The organism is Synechococcus sp. R50.1, assembly GCF_047462115.1.
Lineage (GTDB): Bacteria > Cyanobacteriota > Cyanobacteriia > Thermostichales > Thermostichaceae > Thermostichus.
On the sequence record NZ_JANSIN010000004.1, the window covers coordinates 1 to 18,257 of the forward strand.

17 protein-coding genes are annotated in these 18,257 nt (G+C 53.6%); 8 read left to right on the plus strand and 9 right to left on the minus strand.

What is annotated here, in order from left to right; genetic code table 11:
- The coding region (locus tag NW870_RS01905) for a hypothetical protein (protein WP_414373619.1) at window positions 1-341 on the minus strand (341 nt) is incomplete at its 3' end.
- Here NW870_RS01905 and glgA point away from each other — a divergent pair.
- Together glgA and NW870_RS01915 are read left to right on the plus strand one after the other, a co-directional pair.
- Window positions 333-1,874 carry a glycogen synthase GlgA gene (glgA, locus tag NW870_RS01910; protein WP_414373622.1) on the plus strand — a complete coding sequence of 514 codons (1,542 nt, stop codon included), beginning with the start codon at window positions 333-335 and terminating at the stop codon, window positions 1,872-1,874. The genes NW870_RS01905 and glgA overlap by 9 nt on opposite strands.
- 45 nt (window positions 1,875-1,919) lie before the next feature.
- Entirely contained in the window at window positions 1,920-2,540 is a 621-nt protein-coding gene (locus tag NW870_RS01915; protein WP_414373624.1) for a hypothetical protein, read from the plus strand.
- On the opposite strand, the gene rsmD is transcribed toward NW870_RS01915, so the two are convergent.
- From rsmD to NW870_RS01930, 3 genes are read right to left on the minus strand one after another with little or no spacing between them, the layout of a single operon-like run.
- Window positions 2,537-3,088: a 16S rRNA (guanine(966)-N(2))-methyltransferase RsmD gene (rsmD, locus tag NW870_RS01920; protein ID WP_414330030.1), complete on the minus strand. Its 552-nt coding sequence runs from the start codon at window positions 3,086-3,088 to the stop codon at window positions 2,537-2,539. The two genes, NW870_RS01915 and rsmD, sit on opposite strands and share 4 nt — an antisense overlap.
- A gap of 9 nt (window positions 3,089-3,097) precedes the next feature.
- Window positions 3,098-3,985 carry a Sll0314/Alr1548 family TPR repeat-containing protein gene (locus NW870_RS01925; protein ID WP_414373627.1) on the minus strand — a complete coding sequence of 296 codons (888 nt, stop codon included), beginning with the start codon at window positions 3,983-3,985 and terminating at the stop codon, window positions 3,098-3,100.
- Window positions 3,986-4,024: 39 nt separating this feature from the next.
- Complete coding sequence (locus tag NW870_RS01930) at window positions 4,025-4,786, minus strand: HEAT repeat domain-containing protein (RefSeq protein WP_414373628.1); 762 nt, start codon at window positions 4,784-4,786, stop codon at window positions 4,025-4,027.
- Between the two features lie 341 nt (window positions 4,787-5,127).
- On the opposite strand from NW870_RS01930, the gene NW870_RS01935 reads away from it, so the two are divergent.
- Together NW870_RS01935 and NW870_RS01940 are read left to right on the plus strand one after the other, a co-directional pair.
- Window positions 5,128-5,742 carry a Uma2 family endonuclease gene (locus NW870_RS01935; RefSeq protein WP_414357404.1) on the plus strand — a complete coding sequence of 205 codons (615 nt, stop codon included), beginning with the start codon at window positions 5,128-5,130 and terminating at the stop codon, window positions 5,740-5,742.
- 194 nt (window positions 5,743-5,936) lie between these two features.
- Window positions 5,937-6,551, plus strand: a complete 615-nt coding sequence (locus NW870_RS01940; RefSeq protein ID WP_414357405.1) for a Uma2 family endonuclease — start codon at window positions 5,937-5,939, stop codon at window positions 6,549-6,551.
- Between the two features lie 94 nt (window positions 6,552-6,645).
- Here NW870_RS01940 and NW870_RS01945 read toward each other — a convergent pair whose 3' ends face one another.
- On the minus strand, window positions 6,646-9,357 hold the full coding sequence (locus tag NW870_RS01945) for a phospholipase D-like domain-containing anti-phage protein (protein ID WP_414373630.1): 2,712 nt from the start codon (window positions 9,355-9,357) through the stop codon (window positions 6,646-6,648).
- A gap of 102 nt (window positions 9,358-9,459) precedes the next feature.
- Here NW870_RS01945 and NW870_RS01950 point away from each other — a divergent pair, with 102 nt between their 5' ends.
- Window positions 9,460-9,975 carry a nucleotidyltransferase domain-containing protein gene (locus NW870_RS01950; RefSeq protein ID WP_414357407.1) on the plus strand — a complete coding sequence of 172 codons (516 nt, stop codon included), beginning with the start codon at window positions 9,460-9,462 and terminating at the stop codon, window positions 9,973-9,975.
- Window positions 9,935-10,384, plus strand: coding sequence for a HEPN domain-containing protein (locus NW870_RS01955; protein ID WP_414373632.1), 450 nt, complete (start codon window positions 9,935-9,937; stop codon window positions 10,382-10,384). Before NW870_RS01950 ends, NW870_RS01955 begins: the two co-directional genes overlap by 41 nt.
- A 21-nt stretch (window positions 10,385-10,405) precedes the next feature.
- Here NW870_RS01955 and NW870_RS01960 read toward each other — a convergent pair whose 3' ends face one another.
- Window positions 10,406-13,450 carry an anti-phage-associated DUF1156 domain-containing protein gene (locus NW870_RS01960; protein WP_414373633.1) on the minus strand — a complete coding sequence of 1,015 codons (3,045 nt, stop codon included), beginning with the start codon at window positions 13,448-13,450 and terminating at the stop codon, window positions 10,406-10,408.
- Between the two features lie 52 nt (window positions 13,451-13,502).
- Here NW870_RS01960 and NW870_RS01965 point away from each other — a divergent pair, with 52 nt between their 5' ends.
- Entirely contained in the window at window positions 13,503-13,742 is a 240-nt protein-coding gene (locus NW870_RS01965; protein WP_011433325.1) for a DUF433 domain-containing protein, read from the plus strand.
- Entirely contained in the window at window positions 13,742-14,095 is a 354-nt protein-coding gene (locus NW870_RS01970) for a DUF5615 family PIN-like protein (protein ID WP_414373635.1), read from the plus strand. The genes NW870_RS01965 and NW870_RS01970 overlap by 1 nt, the downstream gene beginning before the upstream one ends.
- A gap of 77 nt (window positions 14,096-14,172) precedes the next feature.
- On the opposite strand, the gene NW870_RS01975 is transcribed toward NW870_RS01970, so the two are convergent.
- Genes NW870_RS01975 through NW870_RS01985 form a run of 3 tightly spaced genes read right to left on the minus strand, consistent with a single transcriptional unit; the run spans window position 14,173 to window position 18,187 of the window.
- Window positions 14,173-14,394: a hypothetical protein gene (locus tag NW870_RS01975; protein WP_011433323.1), complete on the minus strand. Its 222-nt coding sequence runs from the start codon at window positions 14,392-14,394 to the stop codon at window positions 14,173-14,175.
- A 38-nt stretch (window positions 14,395-14,432) separates the two neighbouring features.
- Window positions 14,433-15,110 carry an anti-phage-associated DUF3780 domain-containing protein gene (locus NW870_RS01980; protein ID WP_083757646.1) on the minus strand — a complete coding sequence of 226 codons (678 nt, stop codon included), beginning with the start codon at window positions 15,108-15,110 and terminating at the stop codon, window positions 14,433-14,435.
- Window positions 15,107-18,187: an anti-phage-associated DUF499 domain-containing protein gene (locus NW870_RS01985; RefSeq protein ID WP_414373636.1), complete on the minus strand. Its 3,081-nt coding sequence runs from the start codon at window positions 18,185-18,187 to the stop codon at window positions 15,107-15,109. Before NW870_RS01985 ends, NW870_RS01980 begins: the two co-directional genes overlap by 4 nt.
- Between the last annotated feature and the right edge of the window lie 70 nt (window positions 18,188-18,257).

Sequence of the window (18,257 nt, forward strand, 5' to 3'; positions counted from 1 at the left end):
CTGTCGCGCTTGAGCCAGTCATCGACGATGTCGAACCATCCTCGCTCCTGACGCACGCGCCCTACCGCTATGGTCATAGGACGTCTCTCCAGAACAATGACGACGAATAAAGTGCAATACAGCAGCGCCCACAACAGTTCTGAGCAGCACTGTCCTTCCATCTTACGAAAAATCAATAAGTTGCAACATAACCTCAAGATGAGGCGCTGCATCAGCTCATCCGGCGCAGGGATCCCTTGTGTTTTAGGATGGGAAGGGTTTTGGCTGAGGGCAACTGAGCCGGGATCCGTTCGCGGCGGCGGAGCGGAGCCCACAACACCAGGGAGGGCAGCGTGGTTCAAGCCAGGATTTTGTTCGCAGCGGCAGAGGCAGCACCTTTGGCCAAGGTGGGGGGCATGGCGGATGTGGTGGGATCCCTGCCTGTCGTTTTGCGCAAGCTGGGTCAGGATGTCCGCATCATCATGCCTCTGTATGGCTTTCTCTGGGACAAGTTCGGCCAGGAACCGGGGCAATACCCCCGCTCGAAAGATCCCATCTGGTCTAAACAGGTCATGGGTCAGGTGGCCGATATTTACGAAAGCGTTTTGCCCGGCACCGATGTGCCCCTCTACTTGGTCAGCCACTACTGCTTTGCCCCCCACCGCATCTACTACGGCGAGGACGAGTTCTGGCGCTTCACCTTTTTTGCCAACGCCGTAGCCGAATTTGCCTGGACTTACTACCCCTGGAAACCCAACATCATCCACTGCCACGATTGGCACACCGGCATGATCCCGGCCTGGATGCACCAAGCTCCCGATATTGGCACGGTGTTCACCATCCACAACCTGGCCTACCAAGGGCCCTGGCGCTGGCAACTGGAGCGCATGACCTGGCTGCCCTGGTATTTTTCTGCCCACAACACCATGGCTGCCGGGATCCTCTACGCCGACCAAGTGAACACCGTCTCGCCCACCTATGCGATGGAAATTCGCACCCCTCTGCATGGGGAAGGACTGCAGGACTTGTTGGCCTGGAAAGGGGAACGGTTGCGAGGAATTTTGAATGGGATCGACATCGATAGGTTTGATCCCCGCACCGACCCAGACCTAGAAGCCAATTTCAGCATCGATGATCTCAGCGGGCGGGCGACCAACAAAGCCACGCTACAGGCCAAGTTGGGCTTGACCGTTAACCCAGATACCTTCCTGATGGGCATGGTGGCCCGTTTGGTGGAGCAAAAAGGGATCGACTTGCTCATCCAAGCCCTGGATCGCTTTTTGACCTACAGCGACGCGCAATTCGTTTTGCTGGGAGGCAGCGGCGAAGCCTACTACGAAGGGCGGATCCGGGAGATGGCCGAGCGGCACCCGGGCAAAATGGCCTACCAAAAAGGCTACCAACCCAAGCTGGCCCAGTTGATCTACGGGGGGGCAGATGCGTTTTTGATGCCCAGCCGCTTTGAGCCCTGCGGCATCAGCCAAATGATCGCCATGCGCTATGGGTGTGTGCCCATCGTCCGCCGCACGGGAGGGCTGGTGGATACCGTCAGCCACCACATCCCCAGCAAGGGGATCGGCACCGGCTACTGCTTTGACCGCTACGAAGCCCTGGACTTTTACACCTGTCTGGCGCGGGCTTGGGAAGCCTTCCAGCACAAAGAAACTTGGCAAGCGCTGCAGAAGCGGGGCATGGCCAGCGATTTCAGTTGGCACCGCTCAGCGCTGGAATACCTGCGCATGTATGAGCTGATTCTCAACCTACCGCTGCTGCCGGAAAAGCCTCCAGAGCCACCCAACTCGCCCAGCTCCTCTCCGCCCAAGCTCAAGAAGCCCATCTCCTCCCAGCCTCGCTCCAAAGGGATCCCTGAGCTGCAGCAAAGACCCGAGGAGTAGGGTAAAGTGGAACGGGTCAAGAGAGGTTTTGGGGGTTACCCACACATGATCGGACGACGTCCCGCTGTTGCTTCCCAAGGCTGTCGCCAGGACGCCATCGCACAGGGGCTCAGCCTTCTGCGCCGTTCTTGGGCGCGGTTGGTTTTCGGCGTACTGCTCGGCCTTGTCCTGGGCATGGGCTCCACCTTCTGGGCCACCGCTCAGCAGCTCCCTGCCGGACAGCAGCTTATTCCCAATCCGCAGCAGTTTCGCGCCCTAGAGCAACCCAGCAGCGCCCTCAGCGCATTGCGAGCCGAACAACTGGCTGCCGAAGCCGATGCCGCTATCCAAGCGCAAAACTACGACCAGGCTGTCGAGCTGCTGCAGCAGGTGTTCAACGCCTACAACCAGCGCTCCAACTACCACCAAGATCTCTCCCGCGCCTTCGCCGGGATCCAAAACCGCATCTCCGAAGAGCAGCGGGAGCTGGCCCGTGTTGCTGCCCAAGCCCGGGATCAAGCCGCCTACGATTTGGCCGTGGTCTACCGCGCCGCAGGGCGACCGGAAGAGGCCGTGGGCTGGCTGATCCAGGTCATCAACAGCCAGAGCCCAACCCGCGAGCTGGGCACCCAAGCCTACCAGCAGCTCTTGGAAATCGGCTTCGTCAGCACTCCCTTCCCCAGCTAGAGCTGCTCTTCCAGATGGCGATAGAAAGCCAGCGCCGTTTGCCCATAGGTTCGTTGGTCAAAGCGCAGCAGGGATCCCACCTGGTCTGGTAGCTTCTGGCCGCTGCGATGCTCGACGATCAAGGTTCCGCCTGGCTTGAGCAAGGGCGGGATCAGGGGCAGGAGCGGGGCGTACAGACCGGCCTCGTAGGGAGGAGCAAAGTACACGTAATCAAATGGCTCCAAGTTCAGGCCGCGGCTGAGCAGCTTGCGGGCATCTCCCTGAATGACCTGGAAAGATTGCCCCGGCTGCGCCACCTTGGCCCAGTTGGCTCGGATGATGCGGCAGGCAGGGGCGGCAATCTCGATCCCGGCCACAAAAGCGGCCCCCTGACACAGGGCTTCTGCCCCCACCGTACCGGCTCCACAGCACAGATCCAGCCAGCGACAGCCTTCTACCTGCCCTTGCAAGATGTTGAACAAGGCCTGCCTCACCCGGCCAGGTGTGGGTCGAGTGCCCAAGCCAGCGGGAGTTTGCAGCGCTCGTTTGCCGCTGATGCGCAGGCTCATGGGATCCCTTCAGGGGCTAGGCGTGGCCGGCAACTGGCCGGTCAACCCACTGCGCTGGGCAGCGCGATCCCGCTCCATCTGGATTTGCTCCACCAAAGGTTGGGGCAGTTGGGCGGAAGCTTGCAGGGCCTGATCGAAAAGGGGGACGGCCTCTCGGTCTTGCCCTTTGGAAACCAGAATTTGCGCCTTGAGGTAATAGAGCTCCGGGTTGTTGCAGGAAGCAGCAATGGCCCGATCCACCGCCTCCAATGCCTCGTCAAAGCGCTGCATATCCCGGTAGGCCAGAGCTTGGCCGCGGTAGGACAGATAGTCAGGCGCTGCCATCCGAAACTGATTTAGAGCCTTCTCCCGGTAGGTCAGCAGCAAATCCATGTAGCCGTTGAGCAGATTCAGCTCCGGATCGCTGCTGTCCACTGCCTGGGCGGCCCGGATGGAGGCAAACAATTGATTGAGGGTGGGCAGAGCCTTGGGCAAACCGATGACCACCCCATCTCGCACCACAATGTTGGCTGCCTCTAGCCCGTAGCCCACACCCTCGTAAAGGTTGCCACGCAAGGGATCCGTCTTTTTCAACTCGGCGGCCACCTGTCGGGTTTGAGTGGCCAACTGGGCAAATGCTTCCAGGTCTCCCTCCTGATAAGCCAGCGCCGCCAACAGGGCATAGACCATCGGCTCTTCGGGAGAGGCCTTCTTGGCCATTTCCAGCTTTTCCCGGCTCTGGCTGTAGCGGCCTGCACAGAAGAACTCTTCAAAAGCTGCGGCTACCTCTGGGCTGATGGGGCGGGCATTGTCCCCGCTGCGGAAGGGATCCTGCGCCCAAACGGGCAGAGCGGATCCCCACACCCAACAGAGCACCCCCAGCAGTTTGCCCAGCCTGCTCATTTTGCCGATACTCATCCCCACTGCCTCAACCCCCACCCCTGTCTAACTTTCCCTTTAGCGCAGCAGTTGCGCAATCGAAGCAATAGCCGCATCTTGAACCAACTCATTGGGCTCATAGGCCAGAAGATCGTGCAAGGGACCCAAGGCGCGCGGATCCCCGATTTGGCCGAGGGCACGGGCCGCCGCCTCCCGCACCACCGGTTCATCGTCCGCAAGCTTGGTCAGCAAAGCCGGCACCGCCTCCACCACCCGCATTTGCCCCAACCGGTAAATGGTTTGCAGTTGAGCCTCAAGAGGGGTTGCTGGGAGAGCAGAGCTGTACACAGAAATACCCGCAGAACCGTCGTAGGAATAGCCGCCGTGCGCCATCGAGATAGCCGAGAGAGCCTGCAACGCCTCTAGGGCACGATATCGCTCTGCCCCGCTCATCTGGGGCAATTGAGCCACCAGATCATCAAAAGCTTGCTGCACAGGATCGACAGCCGCAACCTGTTGGGCAATGCGAGTTAATTGGCGATCCGCCTGCACCTGCTGCCAAGACTGGAACGCTGCCAGACCTGCCACTATCAAAGCCGCATCGGCCAGAATGGCTAGCAGCGCCATTCCTCCCCAAATCTTGCTGCGACGGCTGAGCCTTCGCATTTGCTTGTCCACATAGACAAAGGCTTGGTGCTGCCGTTCCCAAAAGTCGGGGGCCACCTGCAGAGTTTGGGCGCTCAGATCGGGAGACAGAAGATTTTCCTCGCGGGCTACCTCCAGGCTCTGTAGCCTCTGATTCAAGCGAGAAAATTGTTTCGTCCAGAGCCAAGTAAACATCAGGTCACGTCCTCTCTCCAAGCCTGCCAATGAGAACCAAGTCCTGCTGACACGACATCATGTGGCCTGTGCTGGCATCTAATCTAGCGTCAGGCAAGGTTGGCCCACTTTCCCTCGCGATCCCAGGGGGGAGCTTATGCGACAGGATAACAAAAGCGTCGGCTCCCCACCACCGGTCTTTACCCCAGAATCGCAGGATACCTCTCATCATGGAGAGGCCGACGAAGGATACAGAGAGGTTGGCTGCACTTGCGACCGAGAGAACCCGAAGGCCACCGCGTCGAGCTTCTCGACACCCGACTGACCGTTTGAGCCATTCTGCCGCTGCCTGAGGAGATGCCATGACCACTGCCCTCGCCCCCCGTAAAACCCACACTTCAGAGGAATACTTTGCCCTGGAAGCTGAATCAGAGGCCACAGGCGGGATCCGCCGTGAATTTCGCAATGGGGAAATTATTGAGATAACTGGCGGCACACCCATTCATAGCCAACTGATTACCAGTGTCAATGCCCTACTTTGGCTTAAGCTAAGAGGCAAGGGTTTTTCCGTTTTTTCTAGTGATCTCAGACTTTACATACCTGCCTTCGAACAATATGTCTATCCCGATGGTATGGTGATCCAAAACCCAGTTCAGCTTAAAGAAGGGCGCAAGGATACTGTCACTAACCCTATCTTAATTGTGGAAGTGCTCTCGCCTGCCACCGAAAGCTACGATAGAGGAGCGAAGTTTGCTGCCTATCGCTCTCTCCCAACTTTACAGGAGTATCTGCTAATTGACCAAGCTCGAATCAGTGTAGAACACTACCGCCGCCAGGGAAATGTCGAGTGGATCTTCAGGGACTACCATGCCCTGGATGATGTTGTTACGCTGCCATCTGTCAACATCACTTTTTCCCTGGCAGACATTTACGGTGATATTGAATTAGAGCAAGATTCAAATGCAACACGCTCCTGACAAGAACCTACTCCCCCACTTGAAATGTAGATGAGGCAAGTTGGGAATGCCTGAAGTGATTCTGCTAGATATCTACATCCGGCTCTGGCTAGGGTTACACGGCTATGCCATAAAAGACTATTAAAGGATGAGATGGGCGACAATGTTTGCAGAAGTATCTAGGGCGTTTTAACTCATTCAAGGGAGGAAAAACTATGACTGCTACCTATGCTGTGTCTTCTAAGCCAATGACTTTTGCTGAGTTTCTGGAGTGGAAACCTAACAGACGATACGAACTACACAACGGAGTTGCGGTTGAGATGCAACCCACAGGGAAACATGATGAAATCAGTGGTTTTCTTGCCATCGAATTGGCATTAGAAATCCGCAGGTGCAACCTCAACTATTTTCTAGGTCGGGACACCTTGATCAAGGCGCCGGAAGGCGATACTGCCTACGCTCCTGATGGGGTGGTGATTGACCGTACCGCCTTGGCCAGAGAACCCCTGTGGCAGAAATCCTCGACGCTCATCCACGGAACCTCTATTCCTCTTGTCATTGAAATTACCAGCAACAACTGGCGAGATGACTACTGGCATAAGCTGAGTGACTACGAGACGTTAGGTATTGCCGAATACTGGATCGTTGACTACCAAGCGTTGGGGGGTCGTCGGTACATTGGCGAGCCGAAGGTTCCCACAATCTCGGTTTTCCAACTGGTCAATGAGGAATATCAGGCGCAATTATTTCGGGGCAATGACCGGATTCGCTCTAAAGTTTTCCCTGAATTAAACCTCACGGCTGAGCAGATTTTTCGGGCTGGAGCCTAGCATGGTCAAGGCACTTCCGCCCGTATTAACTCGTGGTCAGAGGCAACTTTTTCCAGCCCATTGGCAGAAGCATATCGAATTGGCTGATATATGGCTACCACCCTTCTGAAAGACGTTCCACAATATCCCGACGGGACAACACCTTTTCGCAGGTCTCCCATCTTGGGCCTTTGGGTTCAACTGTGCTTGCGTAGCGCAGCTCAAAAGCGTTGGCCTGTTTCTTGCGCTCTGTAAACTCCTGCAATTTGGCCTCCAGAGTTTCGATATTCTCAATCCACTCATCTTCGATAGTATCGGGCAAAGAACCGAACAAGTCGTAGCGATCTTTCATCCGCTGAGAAAGCACCTCGTATACCTTTTCGTCGTGGGTACCGTGGTACACCAGGTTGAGCATGTCCACACGGTCGCGGGTCTGACCAAAGCGCTTGATCCGCCCGATGCGCTGCTCTAGGCGGGAAGGATTCCAAGGGAGATCAATGTTGATCAGCGTGCCCAAAGTTTGGAGATTCAGACCTTCACAAGCAGCATCGGTGGCCACCACCAGCCGAATGGTACGCTCTCGCACGGCTCTCTTGATATCTTCCCGCTCTGCGCTCCGCCATTCTCCGGCAAAAAACAAACCCGACTTGTGGGCGCCTGCATAGAGAGCCACACTTTCTTGAGGCAGACGTTGGCTCAGGTTGTTGGCCACCCAATGGGCGGTATCAAAATACTGGCTGAAAATGATGCATCCCAAGTCCAGCCAGTGTCGTTCCTGTAGGAAATAGAGGACGGCATCGAGTTTGGGATCCGTGCTCTTTTGGCTCAAGACGCTAACAATGCGCTCCAAATGGGCATATTCTGCCTCTAAAATCTCTGGAAGGTTGTCTAACAGCCAATCTTCTTCTCCGTCCTCCTCAAAAAAACGCCGCTTTTCCAGTAGTTTCTGAGCCGTAGATAGGCCGCTGGCAATACTGGAGCAGATCCGGCTTTGCATGATGCTTTTCATAAACCCAGCGGATTGGGTACGCTGTCTCAAAGCCCTAGCAAAATCTTGGGCAGCTTCATAGGCCACATCAAATTCGGGAGAAGTGAGCAAACCCAGCCCACAGAACATGGGCAATTGCTCTCCCTCGCTCGGCCAAATATCGACGGCAATCCGCTCAAGCAAGCCCAATTCTTCCAAGGTAGAGCGTTTTCGCAATACGGTATGGCGCAGAATTGGGTTGTGTCGCTGGAAAAAAGTCAGCCCCTGTTGGCGCTCTTCCAGGGCATCTCGCAGTTCTTGGCGGGTGAAGTCCTCCAATTCCGTCAGGGGCTTATCTGTGAAGTGTTGACCTTTGAAGAGCTTCAGATCGCTGCGGATGTGGTCAAACAAGGGATCCTCAACAGATGGCGGCAGAGGATTGCGGAGCAAATTCCAGGCAAAATGCTCGTCGGTCACTGCTTGTTGTCCTGTCAAGATGGGCAGGATCTTTTGCGTCTGCTGCCACAACTGCTGATGCCGTCGTCCCAACACATGCTCGGCACCGCTGTTGAGCACTCCCAGCAGATCCCACAGTTCCTCAACATGGGTTTGGATGGGGGTGGCTGTGCCCAAAAGGACGTGCTTGGACTGCGTGGCCGCCTTGCCCATAAAGTCCAAGAGATTGTTGGGTTTGGGATCCCTTACCGTGACACCACGGGTACAGCGGGCGCGGTGGGCCTCATCCAGGACAATCGTGCCAAAGCGTCGTTCCAAAAGGCATTGGGCTTCGGGGGCATTGTGAAAGATGAGACCCGTAGAAACAATACCAATTTGATAGGGGCAACGGCCAATACCTTCAGCACCCTTGGTTTTGATGATGTGCCCATTGGCATCTTGCCATACCTTGCGGTTGGAGAGCCACACAGCAGAGGGAATGCCCAGTTTATCTTTGAGTTCCACTTGCCACTGCTGGCAGAGGGTAGCCGGACAAAGAATTAAGGCTGGCCCATCTTCCAAAAGGCACGCCACCATCGCCGCAACCGCCAAAGACAAGGTTTTACCCAGCCCCACTTCATCTGCCAGAATGAGTCGCACTGCACCATACAGCTCTCGGTGTTCCAGGAACATTTCCACAAACGACTGCTGCCATGGTTTGAGAACCTCACCCCGGCGATAGAGAGGGGCTTCCACCAATGCGGCTCCAGGAACATCGACAGGTTGCAAGTCTTGAAGAAATACCTCTACCTTGCGAGATAATCGCCCCACCTCTTCCACAATCGCTTCTGGCAGAGGAACACTCCGTTCCCACAGGTACTGAAACTCCGCTTCGACCCAAGCAACCCCTTCTGGCGACTGGTCTTCCCAGACAATTTCGTAATGCTCTTGCCATCCCTGCCGCGTTTCGTTGAGGCTGCCGATAAAAGCAGATTTGGTGCCATCTCTTGCCTCAATAACACCTGCTTTGCCGTGGAGAAAGGGGGCATCTGCGGCTGACACCACTCGCACTTCCACTTTGCCGCTTTTGAGGATTTCGTAAAGTTGACGGTAGCGGGGGCGCTGTAATAGGCTGGTGATCAATTCTCCTTTCTCTTCGTTCCATTTTTCTTTGAGCGCCATTTCTCTGGCCTGGCGGGAAGCTTTGCCGATGGCAATATCCCAGGGATCCAAGTCGCTGTTACAGACGATCTGCACCTGCTCGATGTGTGTAATCTCTTCAGTCACCAATTCAAAAATAGAAGAGCGAAAGTACCCAGCAATGCGCTTGTAGGTGCGTGCCTTTGCCAGGCGATCTTTGAGAAAGACATGGCTGAGCCGCTGCTGGCGGGAACTGAAACGGCGTAGGAAAGAAGTGCTGGACATGGCGGGCTGGGGTAAAATTGTAACAATACTCTAGCCTTAAAATGAGCAGCCGAAGGCGCAAGCAGCGTCTTTGCAGAATAAGCTGATCAGCGCAAGGTAGCCATGTCAACCGTACAAGAGTCTGCAGGCTTTCAGGGCAGAGAGAAGCGCAGCATAGGAATATCCGAAGCACAAGCGCGGCTTATTCAAGAGAAAATTCAATCCGTCTTTGGCTCGGATCTGTGGGCTATTGTTGTCTATGGATCCCGCGCCAATAATTCATGGGTTCACGGCTCTGACCTCGATTTATTAGTAATTGCAGAGAATATACCCGATTGCAGGAGCAGAGATGACTTACTGCTTCCTACCTGCAGGGATCTAGAAAAACTTCTTGGCTTGGAGATAAACTTTATCTTGCTAAAGCCCACAGAGCTATGCAGGCCAGCCAGCTTGACTTATGAAGTGGCTACCAACCACCACATCATCTATGAAAAGCAGAACTGCATCACGCAGATCAGGGATATAGTCAATCAACTCATCTGTGACAGTTTAATTACGTATAAAGTATGCCGGGGGATCCCCTATTGGGTGAATAACGATGAGAAAGAAATTAGCAAGAGACTACTATCAAAGGGCTAATTATCGCATCCAAGCGTTGTCATTCTTCTATGAGGTTGGCGATTACGCTGATGTAGTTCGGATGTACCAAGAAATCATTGAGTTATTCATCAAAGCTTGCCTAATCATTAAGGGAATAAACTACGGCAAAACCCATGACCCTGGTGGCCAAGTAGCAGAAAATAGAGAACGGTTCCCAGAGCTTTCTGACGAGGAAATAGCCTTGCTGGAAAACATATCATTTGAGATGCGCAAAGATAGGGAGTTGGCTTTTTATGGAGCTGTAGATATTGTCCCCTTGGAATACTACAAACAAAAAAATGCGGACAAGGCTATAGCTTATGTTAACCAAATAAAGTCGATTGTTGAGAAATACTTTAACTCAGATGCTGAGCTTGAAGGAAGCCCTGACAATACAACTTGTGAGTGAGTTAATCCTATAACTTCTTCTTCAACCCAAGCGTTCATTTCTGATAAGGGCGAGCAAGATCCCGGCGGCTGAGGACTCTTCTGGATAGCGGTGTTCTCGCTTGCGGGCAATGTATTGACAAAAAGCCACCAAATCATCCCGGCGCATGTGGTAGTTGGGCACCAAAGACCGCAGGTGTTCCATCACCTCATCGCTATCCGCCTCTTTCTGCAGTTCGTAGAGAGCAAACAAAACGGCTCGCAGTGCTGAGCGGCCAAATTCGCCCTCAAAGCTGCTCTTCTTGAAGTCTAGAGCATTTTTGAGTCGGGCATTGTTGGGCTGCTGAGAGGCCATCAATTCGCCATAGTCGCCAACTCGAAATGCCTTGGCAAAGTTCTGGTAGTTGTCCAGCTTCTTCAGCCCTACCGCTTCCAGTTCCATCATTTTCAGATAAAAGCGCTCTGCACCACAGCACCCCTCCCACACCCCCTGCGCGATGCCTTCAGGTACAAGATGCTCATTGGCAACCTGCACGGCATAATCAATAATTTCCCGAACGATATCTCTTTCGCCTTTGGGTCGGGGGCGCAGGGCTGCTGCCACCATATCCTGTCCATCAATGCGCCGGTAGCCCGTCAATACCCGCAACGCTGCCGCATAACCTGCCATTTGCAAATCGGCATCTTCAAACAGGTTTTCGGTGCGCCCCTTGCCTTGGGTGCTTTGATTTAGCCCCACCATGGTTTCAATCTGATGGGCAACTTCTTGCCGCACCTCTTCCACCAGCTCATCCCGATAGGCAGAAGTATCTTGCAACCGCTTACGCGCCACCAGCAACACCGTGCCTTGCACATAACCGCCCTTTTTGAGTTCAGAAGTGGTTTCGGTGGCAATGTACCAAGCGGCTGTAACTTGCAAGCCCGCCCCCCACATGATGCTGGCCATATCCGACCACACTTCGGCATCCTGATGGGTGAACATCACAATTTGCAAGCCGTTGTCGGGCATGTGGTTTGCCAAGGCAGTATAGGCGGCAATCATATCCTGACGGAACTTTTCCCCCTTGCCCTGAATGGCTAAAGCTCTGCGACTATCCCACACCCAATGGGCAAATTCTTTGGGTGGATTCTTTCGCAACCACGCAATAAAAAACTCGGTGATTTCGTGGTAATGAATTGCATCGGCATAAGGGGGATCGGTAACTCCACAGTCACAACTTATTTTATGTTCCCGGGCATCTGTACATTGAACAGTAGAAATTCCGGTTAGATGGGAATATCGACGGTCGTATCTGGATACATAAGCACTAATCTCGCAAGAACTTCTCTCGGCATAAGAGAAAAAAGTGTTAAGCGCTTGATTGTAAAATACTTGGGCAACTTTTTCAGCAGTCAGGGCAACACCAGGTCTTCCTGGACTTCCAGGAGTCCATCGACACAACTTAGATGAGTAATCTAATATCTTACAAAGATCTACTGAAAGAGTGGAAACTTTCTTTAATCGATTTGACATCCTAGAAAGTATAAACAATTGTCTTGGACTAAACAAATGATGCCAATACGTCCAGCCCCGCGTGCGAATTAGCTCATCGGTTTTTTCTCCAGGTTCAATCGGCATATCGGGTACCAGTCCAGCTTCTTGCCAGGCGGCGAGGTTTTCTCTAACGATTTGCTCTACTTTGCGCTCTCGTTCTAGGTCGGCGGGGGTGACGCTGGCGAAAAAGGTTTCTTGACGGCTCTTGCCCAAGGTTTCGGCGGTGATCCACTGAATGCAATACAGCCGTTCCTGAAAAATATCGTCGGGGCGAGGCATAAAATCGTGCTTTTCCCAACGGCGCAGTTTATTGCCGGTGGTGCCATCGGGAAGGCGGTAATCGCCTCGGATGGTTTTAATAGGCGTGCGGTACTCTTCTCCATCCAGAACGTAAACCAAATCGCCATCCTGAACGGTGCCCTTGGCAGCGGCTTTCATTTCCGCTTCGCTGACCCCGGATACAATTTCAATCTCAAAGCGCTTGTGTTCGGGATTGGGGATCAACTTGGCTACCACATTGCGGGTTTTGCTAATCACCCAACTGGGAGCCATTGGCACCATCCAGCCCGTGTGAGGGCAACGAGTTTCCAGGCAATACAAATAGGCTTTGGCGCGGTTGCCGTGCTCATCATGCTCAATGCCTAGAGCAGTAATTTCCCGATCCACCGCCTCAGCCACTGCTTTTTGGGCTGCTTCAATTTCCCGACGGGTGGCTTCATCGGCTCCCACGATATTCAGCGCTCCCCAAGTGAGCATACAGGCAATGGGATTGAGGTCGCTGGCATAGACATCGCATCCCAGCCTTGCCGCCTCAAAGGGGATTTGACCGCTCCCGCAAAAGGTATCCCCTACTCGTGGGCGATGGCCAAACCGCAAAGTCCCCAGTTGTTCCACCAATTCCGGGAAACTGTGGGCATTTGTCCCCAAATGTTGGTTCACCCGATCCCAAATGGGGCCGTAGAGGGTGGCATCGTCGCATTCTTCGGGTCTCTTGGCCTCTGAGACGCGAGTTGGGTAGTCATGGCAGCGCACAAATTCTGTCTCCCACTTCAGCCGCGTCTGTTCATCAATAGCCGGGTTCCAGATCAAAGTTTTATTTGGGTCAACAATAATTTCGTCAATTGCAGACGGATCAAAAGGCAAAATCTGATCGTTTTTTGAACCGAACTTTCGGGATTCTCGCCACTGAACGGCAAATAGCCTAGATGCTGTTTGGTTATTCAACCGCGAATGGGCCTTGAGTGTTTTGTAAATCTTAATGGGATTCTTTTTAAATCCCCTGCGAACAAATGCTTCATCGTCAATTGCCATCAACAATTCAAACACTTCCAGATCGGCTTCGGGGTTATCCGTTGCAGGTAGCAATGCCCCCAATACGCAAGCTTTGGCCAGGATCAGAGGTTTGCGCCCTTTCCAATAGCTCCCCAACGCCGTGAGGGTTTGGCCAGCCCCAGCTTTGCGTTCCTTTTGCGCTTCGGCGCTGATTTTTTGGGCAGGCAAGAGCCGCTCGATCAAACTCGGCTTATCTTTCCAAGCAAGGGGGATGATGGACAAGGGAGATCTCCGGCGATACCATCGATCATGGTAGCTCTTAGGGCCCTAAGCCGTGAACTGGGAAGACTATATTCATTCGGATCCCGATATTCTCCTGGGTAAGCCAGTTTTCAGAGGAAGTCGCCTATCGGTGGAATTTATTTTGGGGCTATTTTCGGCAGGCTGGACGGAAAAGCAGATTTTGGAAAACTACCCTACGCTGACTCCAGAAGCACTTAGGGCTATGTTTAGCTATATCCAAGAATGTATGCGTGAAATGAACTTCTACAGTTTTTCAGATAAAGTCAGTTGATGCAATTTCTCGTCAATGAAAATTTTCCACGCTTAAGTATCTGTCTATTGCGAGATGCTGGCTTAGATGTGGCATCGCTCTCAGAGGAAGCTCCAGGTACTAAAGATTTCGAGGTCTTGGCTAGAGCTGCACAAGAGAAGCGGATTATATTGACTTTTGATCGGGATTATGGAGAACTAATTTTTCGTTATTCTTCCCGAGAAAGAGCATCTGTGGTTTACTTTCGTTACCAGCCGAGTACGCCAGAAGAACCAGCTCAGCAATTGCTAAAGTTGGTCGGCGATAAAAACTTGGTACTGGAAGGGATGTTTACTGTGATCGAGCGCAATCAAGTGCGACAGCGTCCTTTGTAAGTCTAGCTTGTCCAAATCTGGAATGGACTCTGGAAGAGCGTTAAACAACTTGCGAAACTGGGCAGTGGTGCGAGATTTCACAGTGTTTCGGGGTTTAATTCTTCCGTCTTGCCTGCTTGATACTCGGCTATTGCCTCGGCACCGAGTTTTGCTAACATATCCGCTGAAGAAGCAAAGGATTCTTCCCATCGCTGATCGTCTTCTAGCTCATCAAGAATCAGGCTGGCAATTGCATTTTGCTCCTCTGTGGGTAGAGCTTTTAACTTGCTAATCGCTTTCTCCAGCAGTTCTGTCATCATTTGCATTCTCCCAAATAGGCGGTTTTATCTAGTATAACTTAATCTCTTAGCTTTGTCGTGCCAATGGTTGCTTCACTATCCCAAAAGGGCGAGGGATCTTCTTGCAAGCAGGATAACAGGCTGAGTTGATCGGCTTCTACGGCTTCGCTACGCAAGCTATCGGAACAAGCTGGCTGGTATGGGCGCTTGACCGGAGTAGGCACACTCAGTTCCGTCAAGGGATTTTCTGTGAGGGCATAGCGCAGGGCTTTGCGCCAACCGATATTCCCGTGATCGACACCCCCTGTCGCCGCTGCTGTCATGGTGTAAAGCCACCAGCGCTCTTCTGGACGCAGCCCTCTCCAGTTGCGAATGGCATTGGGGATCGCCTCCGGTTTGGCCCGTTCTACTGCCCAAGCCAGCACCAGCAATTCCTTCCCCAGCAGACGTTCTACGAGGTTGCGGCCAGTTGTCCAACGGCTCGGATTCATTTTTTTCGCCCGCAGGCGGTCATTAAACTCTTGTTTGAGATCCTCAGCAATCTGGCTCCAGATAGACCGGCTGAGAACACAGCGCTCCGCAATGTCCGGCTGTCCGTTGATGCCCGCCTTGATGCCATAGACTTCGTAAATCAGCACAGGAGCGGTTCTGCCGGCAGGTATTTCGACCACAAAGTGGTGGGGATCAACGGTTTTGGGACAGCCGAACCCCACCGTCTCCCATTTTTTATCGCTCACTGCTCTACCTCTCCCGGCTCAGGATTGATTTCCAACCGATGCAAAAAGACTTCCAAATCGTGGCCGCTGCTGAAGTGTAGGTCGTCCAAGCGCAGACTCACCTCTGCCGTCTCATTGCCCAAAGCCTGACGTGCTATCGCAATAAACTGCTCAATGTCTTCCGCTTTTACCACCATATCGCTTCCAAACCGGGTGGTGATGGCTCGGTTCCCTTCCCCCACGGTTAGGGAGATCCCACCCGCCAGTCGCACACCCAAAGCCTTGCTCTGATTGATGGCCGTATAACTCGCCTTATTTCCTTGCAGGTTGAGGCGCTTGTGCAGCTTAGCCGGTTTGTTTTTGTCAATCACCGGCCCTTTTTGGTCGAGCGCCGGGATCGTGAAGTTGCGAGTGGTGCTCACCCCTTGATCTTCGGCGTAGGCATAGATGGTAACGGCTTCTGATCCCTCTAGTTCGATGGGGCCAGTGTAGAGGGTGCCTTCCCGTGGGTTAATGCCCGTGGTGTTCCAGCGAATTTGACCACGGGGTTTCACGGTTAGCTCTACGGTGCGCTTGCCGCCGCCAATACGAGGCTGGTGGGTGAGGGTCAGCGTATTCTTCCAAGCATAGACATCCCCTGTCTCGTGCCGGCCATCCGGGTCAATGGCGACAAACCACAGGGCAGTGGCATCAGTTGTCCAGATCGTATCGGGCACCACAGGGCTGTTGGCATCCACATTGGGCGTGTAGCTGTAGTGAACGCGGCCATTTTTGCCCGCATCTCGAGGCAGAATTTCCAAGGTAGCCGTACCGGTGCGGTCATCGTATTCTCGCTGGGTGATGGCTACGGATGTGCGGGGGGGCGGAAAGGGCCCCTTTTCGATGTATCCATCTTCGGTGTACCGCCAGCGACCTTGGCTGACGGCTATCTGCCGCAGGGTATCCATTCCTTTGGGGGGCAACCAGGGCCAGCGCTCGTTGGTGATGGTGCGGGAAACCACGTCTCGCCAAGGGATACGCCGCTCTCCCCCTGCCGGCCACAACAGGTCTTCTGCTCGCGACAGCAACGCCTCGGCATTGGCTTCCACATCGACATACAGCTTGGATGCACCGACATCGGATAGGGCTTTTTCGATCTGCTCTTCAGCATGGAAGGTATTGCCCGTAAAGGTCATGGAGAGCTTGGTAGGAGTCAGTTTGCCCTTGATGGGGTAATAGACCCGATTGAACAGGCTGACCACAGTGGCGTTAAAGTCGTAGGCGGCTTGTTCGGCCTCTTCCTCCAGTTCTGCTTTGTGGGGGGATTTGTCTCCACCGGTTTCTTCCAGTACTCGGGCAACGGCCCACAAACGACGGGTTTTGTCTTCTAGGCTGGCCAGATTGGAGCCATCTCCGGTAACCACACAAAAGTTGTTCTTCTCGGGAACACTTTCCCAAAACTGCTGGGCCTCTTCTGGGGGTGTTTTGCTGTCTGGGCTGAGTACCAGGCACACCCGCGGGCCATTGAGGCGAATCTCATCAATTTTGGGCAGGGCTTGCACCTCTTGATAGGCAATCCGCCGTTGGGGTCGGAAAATTTCTTCCAGCCGCCGCTTCATTTCCGCATCAATTTTCGGCTGGGGAGCGTTGCGGGCACGGCTATCAATGCGCTTACGCAGGTTCTCGATGTTGGAAAAGTACCAAGCATCGTTTTCTTTGCGGTGCAGGTACCAGGCGTTGGCACGGAACGCTTGAAAAGCATCCTGAAATTCGCTGACATTCCGCTGAGGAGCTACTAGGTATTCCAAAAATTGCCCCTCGGTAAAGCCTTTCACGGCATCAACTGATTCAGACAGAGAGGCAGTCAACAGCAGGGCAGCAATCTGACTGGCAGCATCATGGCCCAGTTTTTGATCCACCAGTTCAGCGACAGCAGTGCCATTGGCCGCAATATCGTGGGCAATCGCTCCCTGTAGATTGCTGATTTTGTTGATCTCTTCCCGCACATCTGGGATGTTGAGGTTCAGATGCTGGCAACCGATCAGGTAGACATCGTTGCTGGGACGCTCCCATACCGACTGGATTATTTTTGAAACAAACTGCATCAAGCCGCGAGTTTGACGGTAGCTTTCGTTTTCCTTAAATAGGGCAATGATGTGCTTAACCGAAGGATGGAAAGGGTAAGAAGCATGAATTTCGGCGGCAATTTGTTCGGCAGTTTTGGCAATTGATTTGGCTCTGGCTGCATCTCCCAGCACTTTTGCGTAGGCAGAAGCAACTGCATCAATGGTTTGTACATTGGGCAGGGAGCTAAATAGCCGCTTGCGGAGAATGTCGTAAATTTCCGATGTGCCCAGGTCTACCGGTGTGATGGATCGCGCTTGGCGGTTGGTTTCTTGAGCGAAGTTACCGATTGCTTTTTGCAGTTCCCGTGAGGCTCCTTCGTAGCTGCCGGATAGGTTGGAAATGACAATGCAGCAGCGCTTTAACTTCAAGGCGGCACTCAGCAGGTTCGATAGGGCGTAGGTTGTCACTTGCGCCAATGTACCTCCGCCCACCATGCGGGTAATGGCGTAGTCGAAGTAGGGCGGCAGCTCGTCCAATAGAATGAGGGTGGGTTCATCTCCAATTAAATCAATCCAATCCTGCTCACTGGGGGCATCTGCTCCGTGCTGCCAAAATTTGACAAAAGCCTCTTCTTTCCCCAGTTGCCGGGCAATCTCTCCCCAAATAAACCGTTGCTCGAACTTGAGGCGTCCATTGATGGCAACCAGTTTAGCGTCGGCAAAAGGAGCATCTTGAGTGATGTCTGGCACAACCTCGGCACGCAAAGCGGCATCCCGCGCCAGCAACCCTAGGGCAATCATGGAGTGGGTTTTACCACCCCCCATCGCCTGTTTGAGTTCAAACACCGCTTGGTCGGAGCGACCTGCCAGCCGTTTGAGCCCCTGACGCAGCAACAGATCCATCCCGCGGGTAATGTGGTTTTTGGCGAAGAATGCCCGGGCATCCTCTGCTGTATGCTCGATAACATTCGACAGATTTTCAATTTGCTCAACTATGGCGTAGTTCAAGGCCATAGGATGAATTTGACAAACGTCTTTGACGGTGGGAATCATTGAGGCTAGCTCCTGCTACCCAAGATGGTGACCCTCTCTTCAACTAAAGGAACTGTGGGGGGTGTTCAGT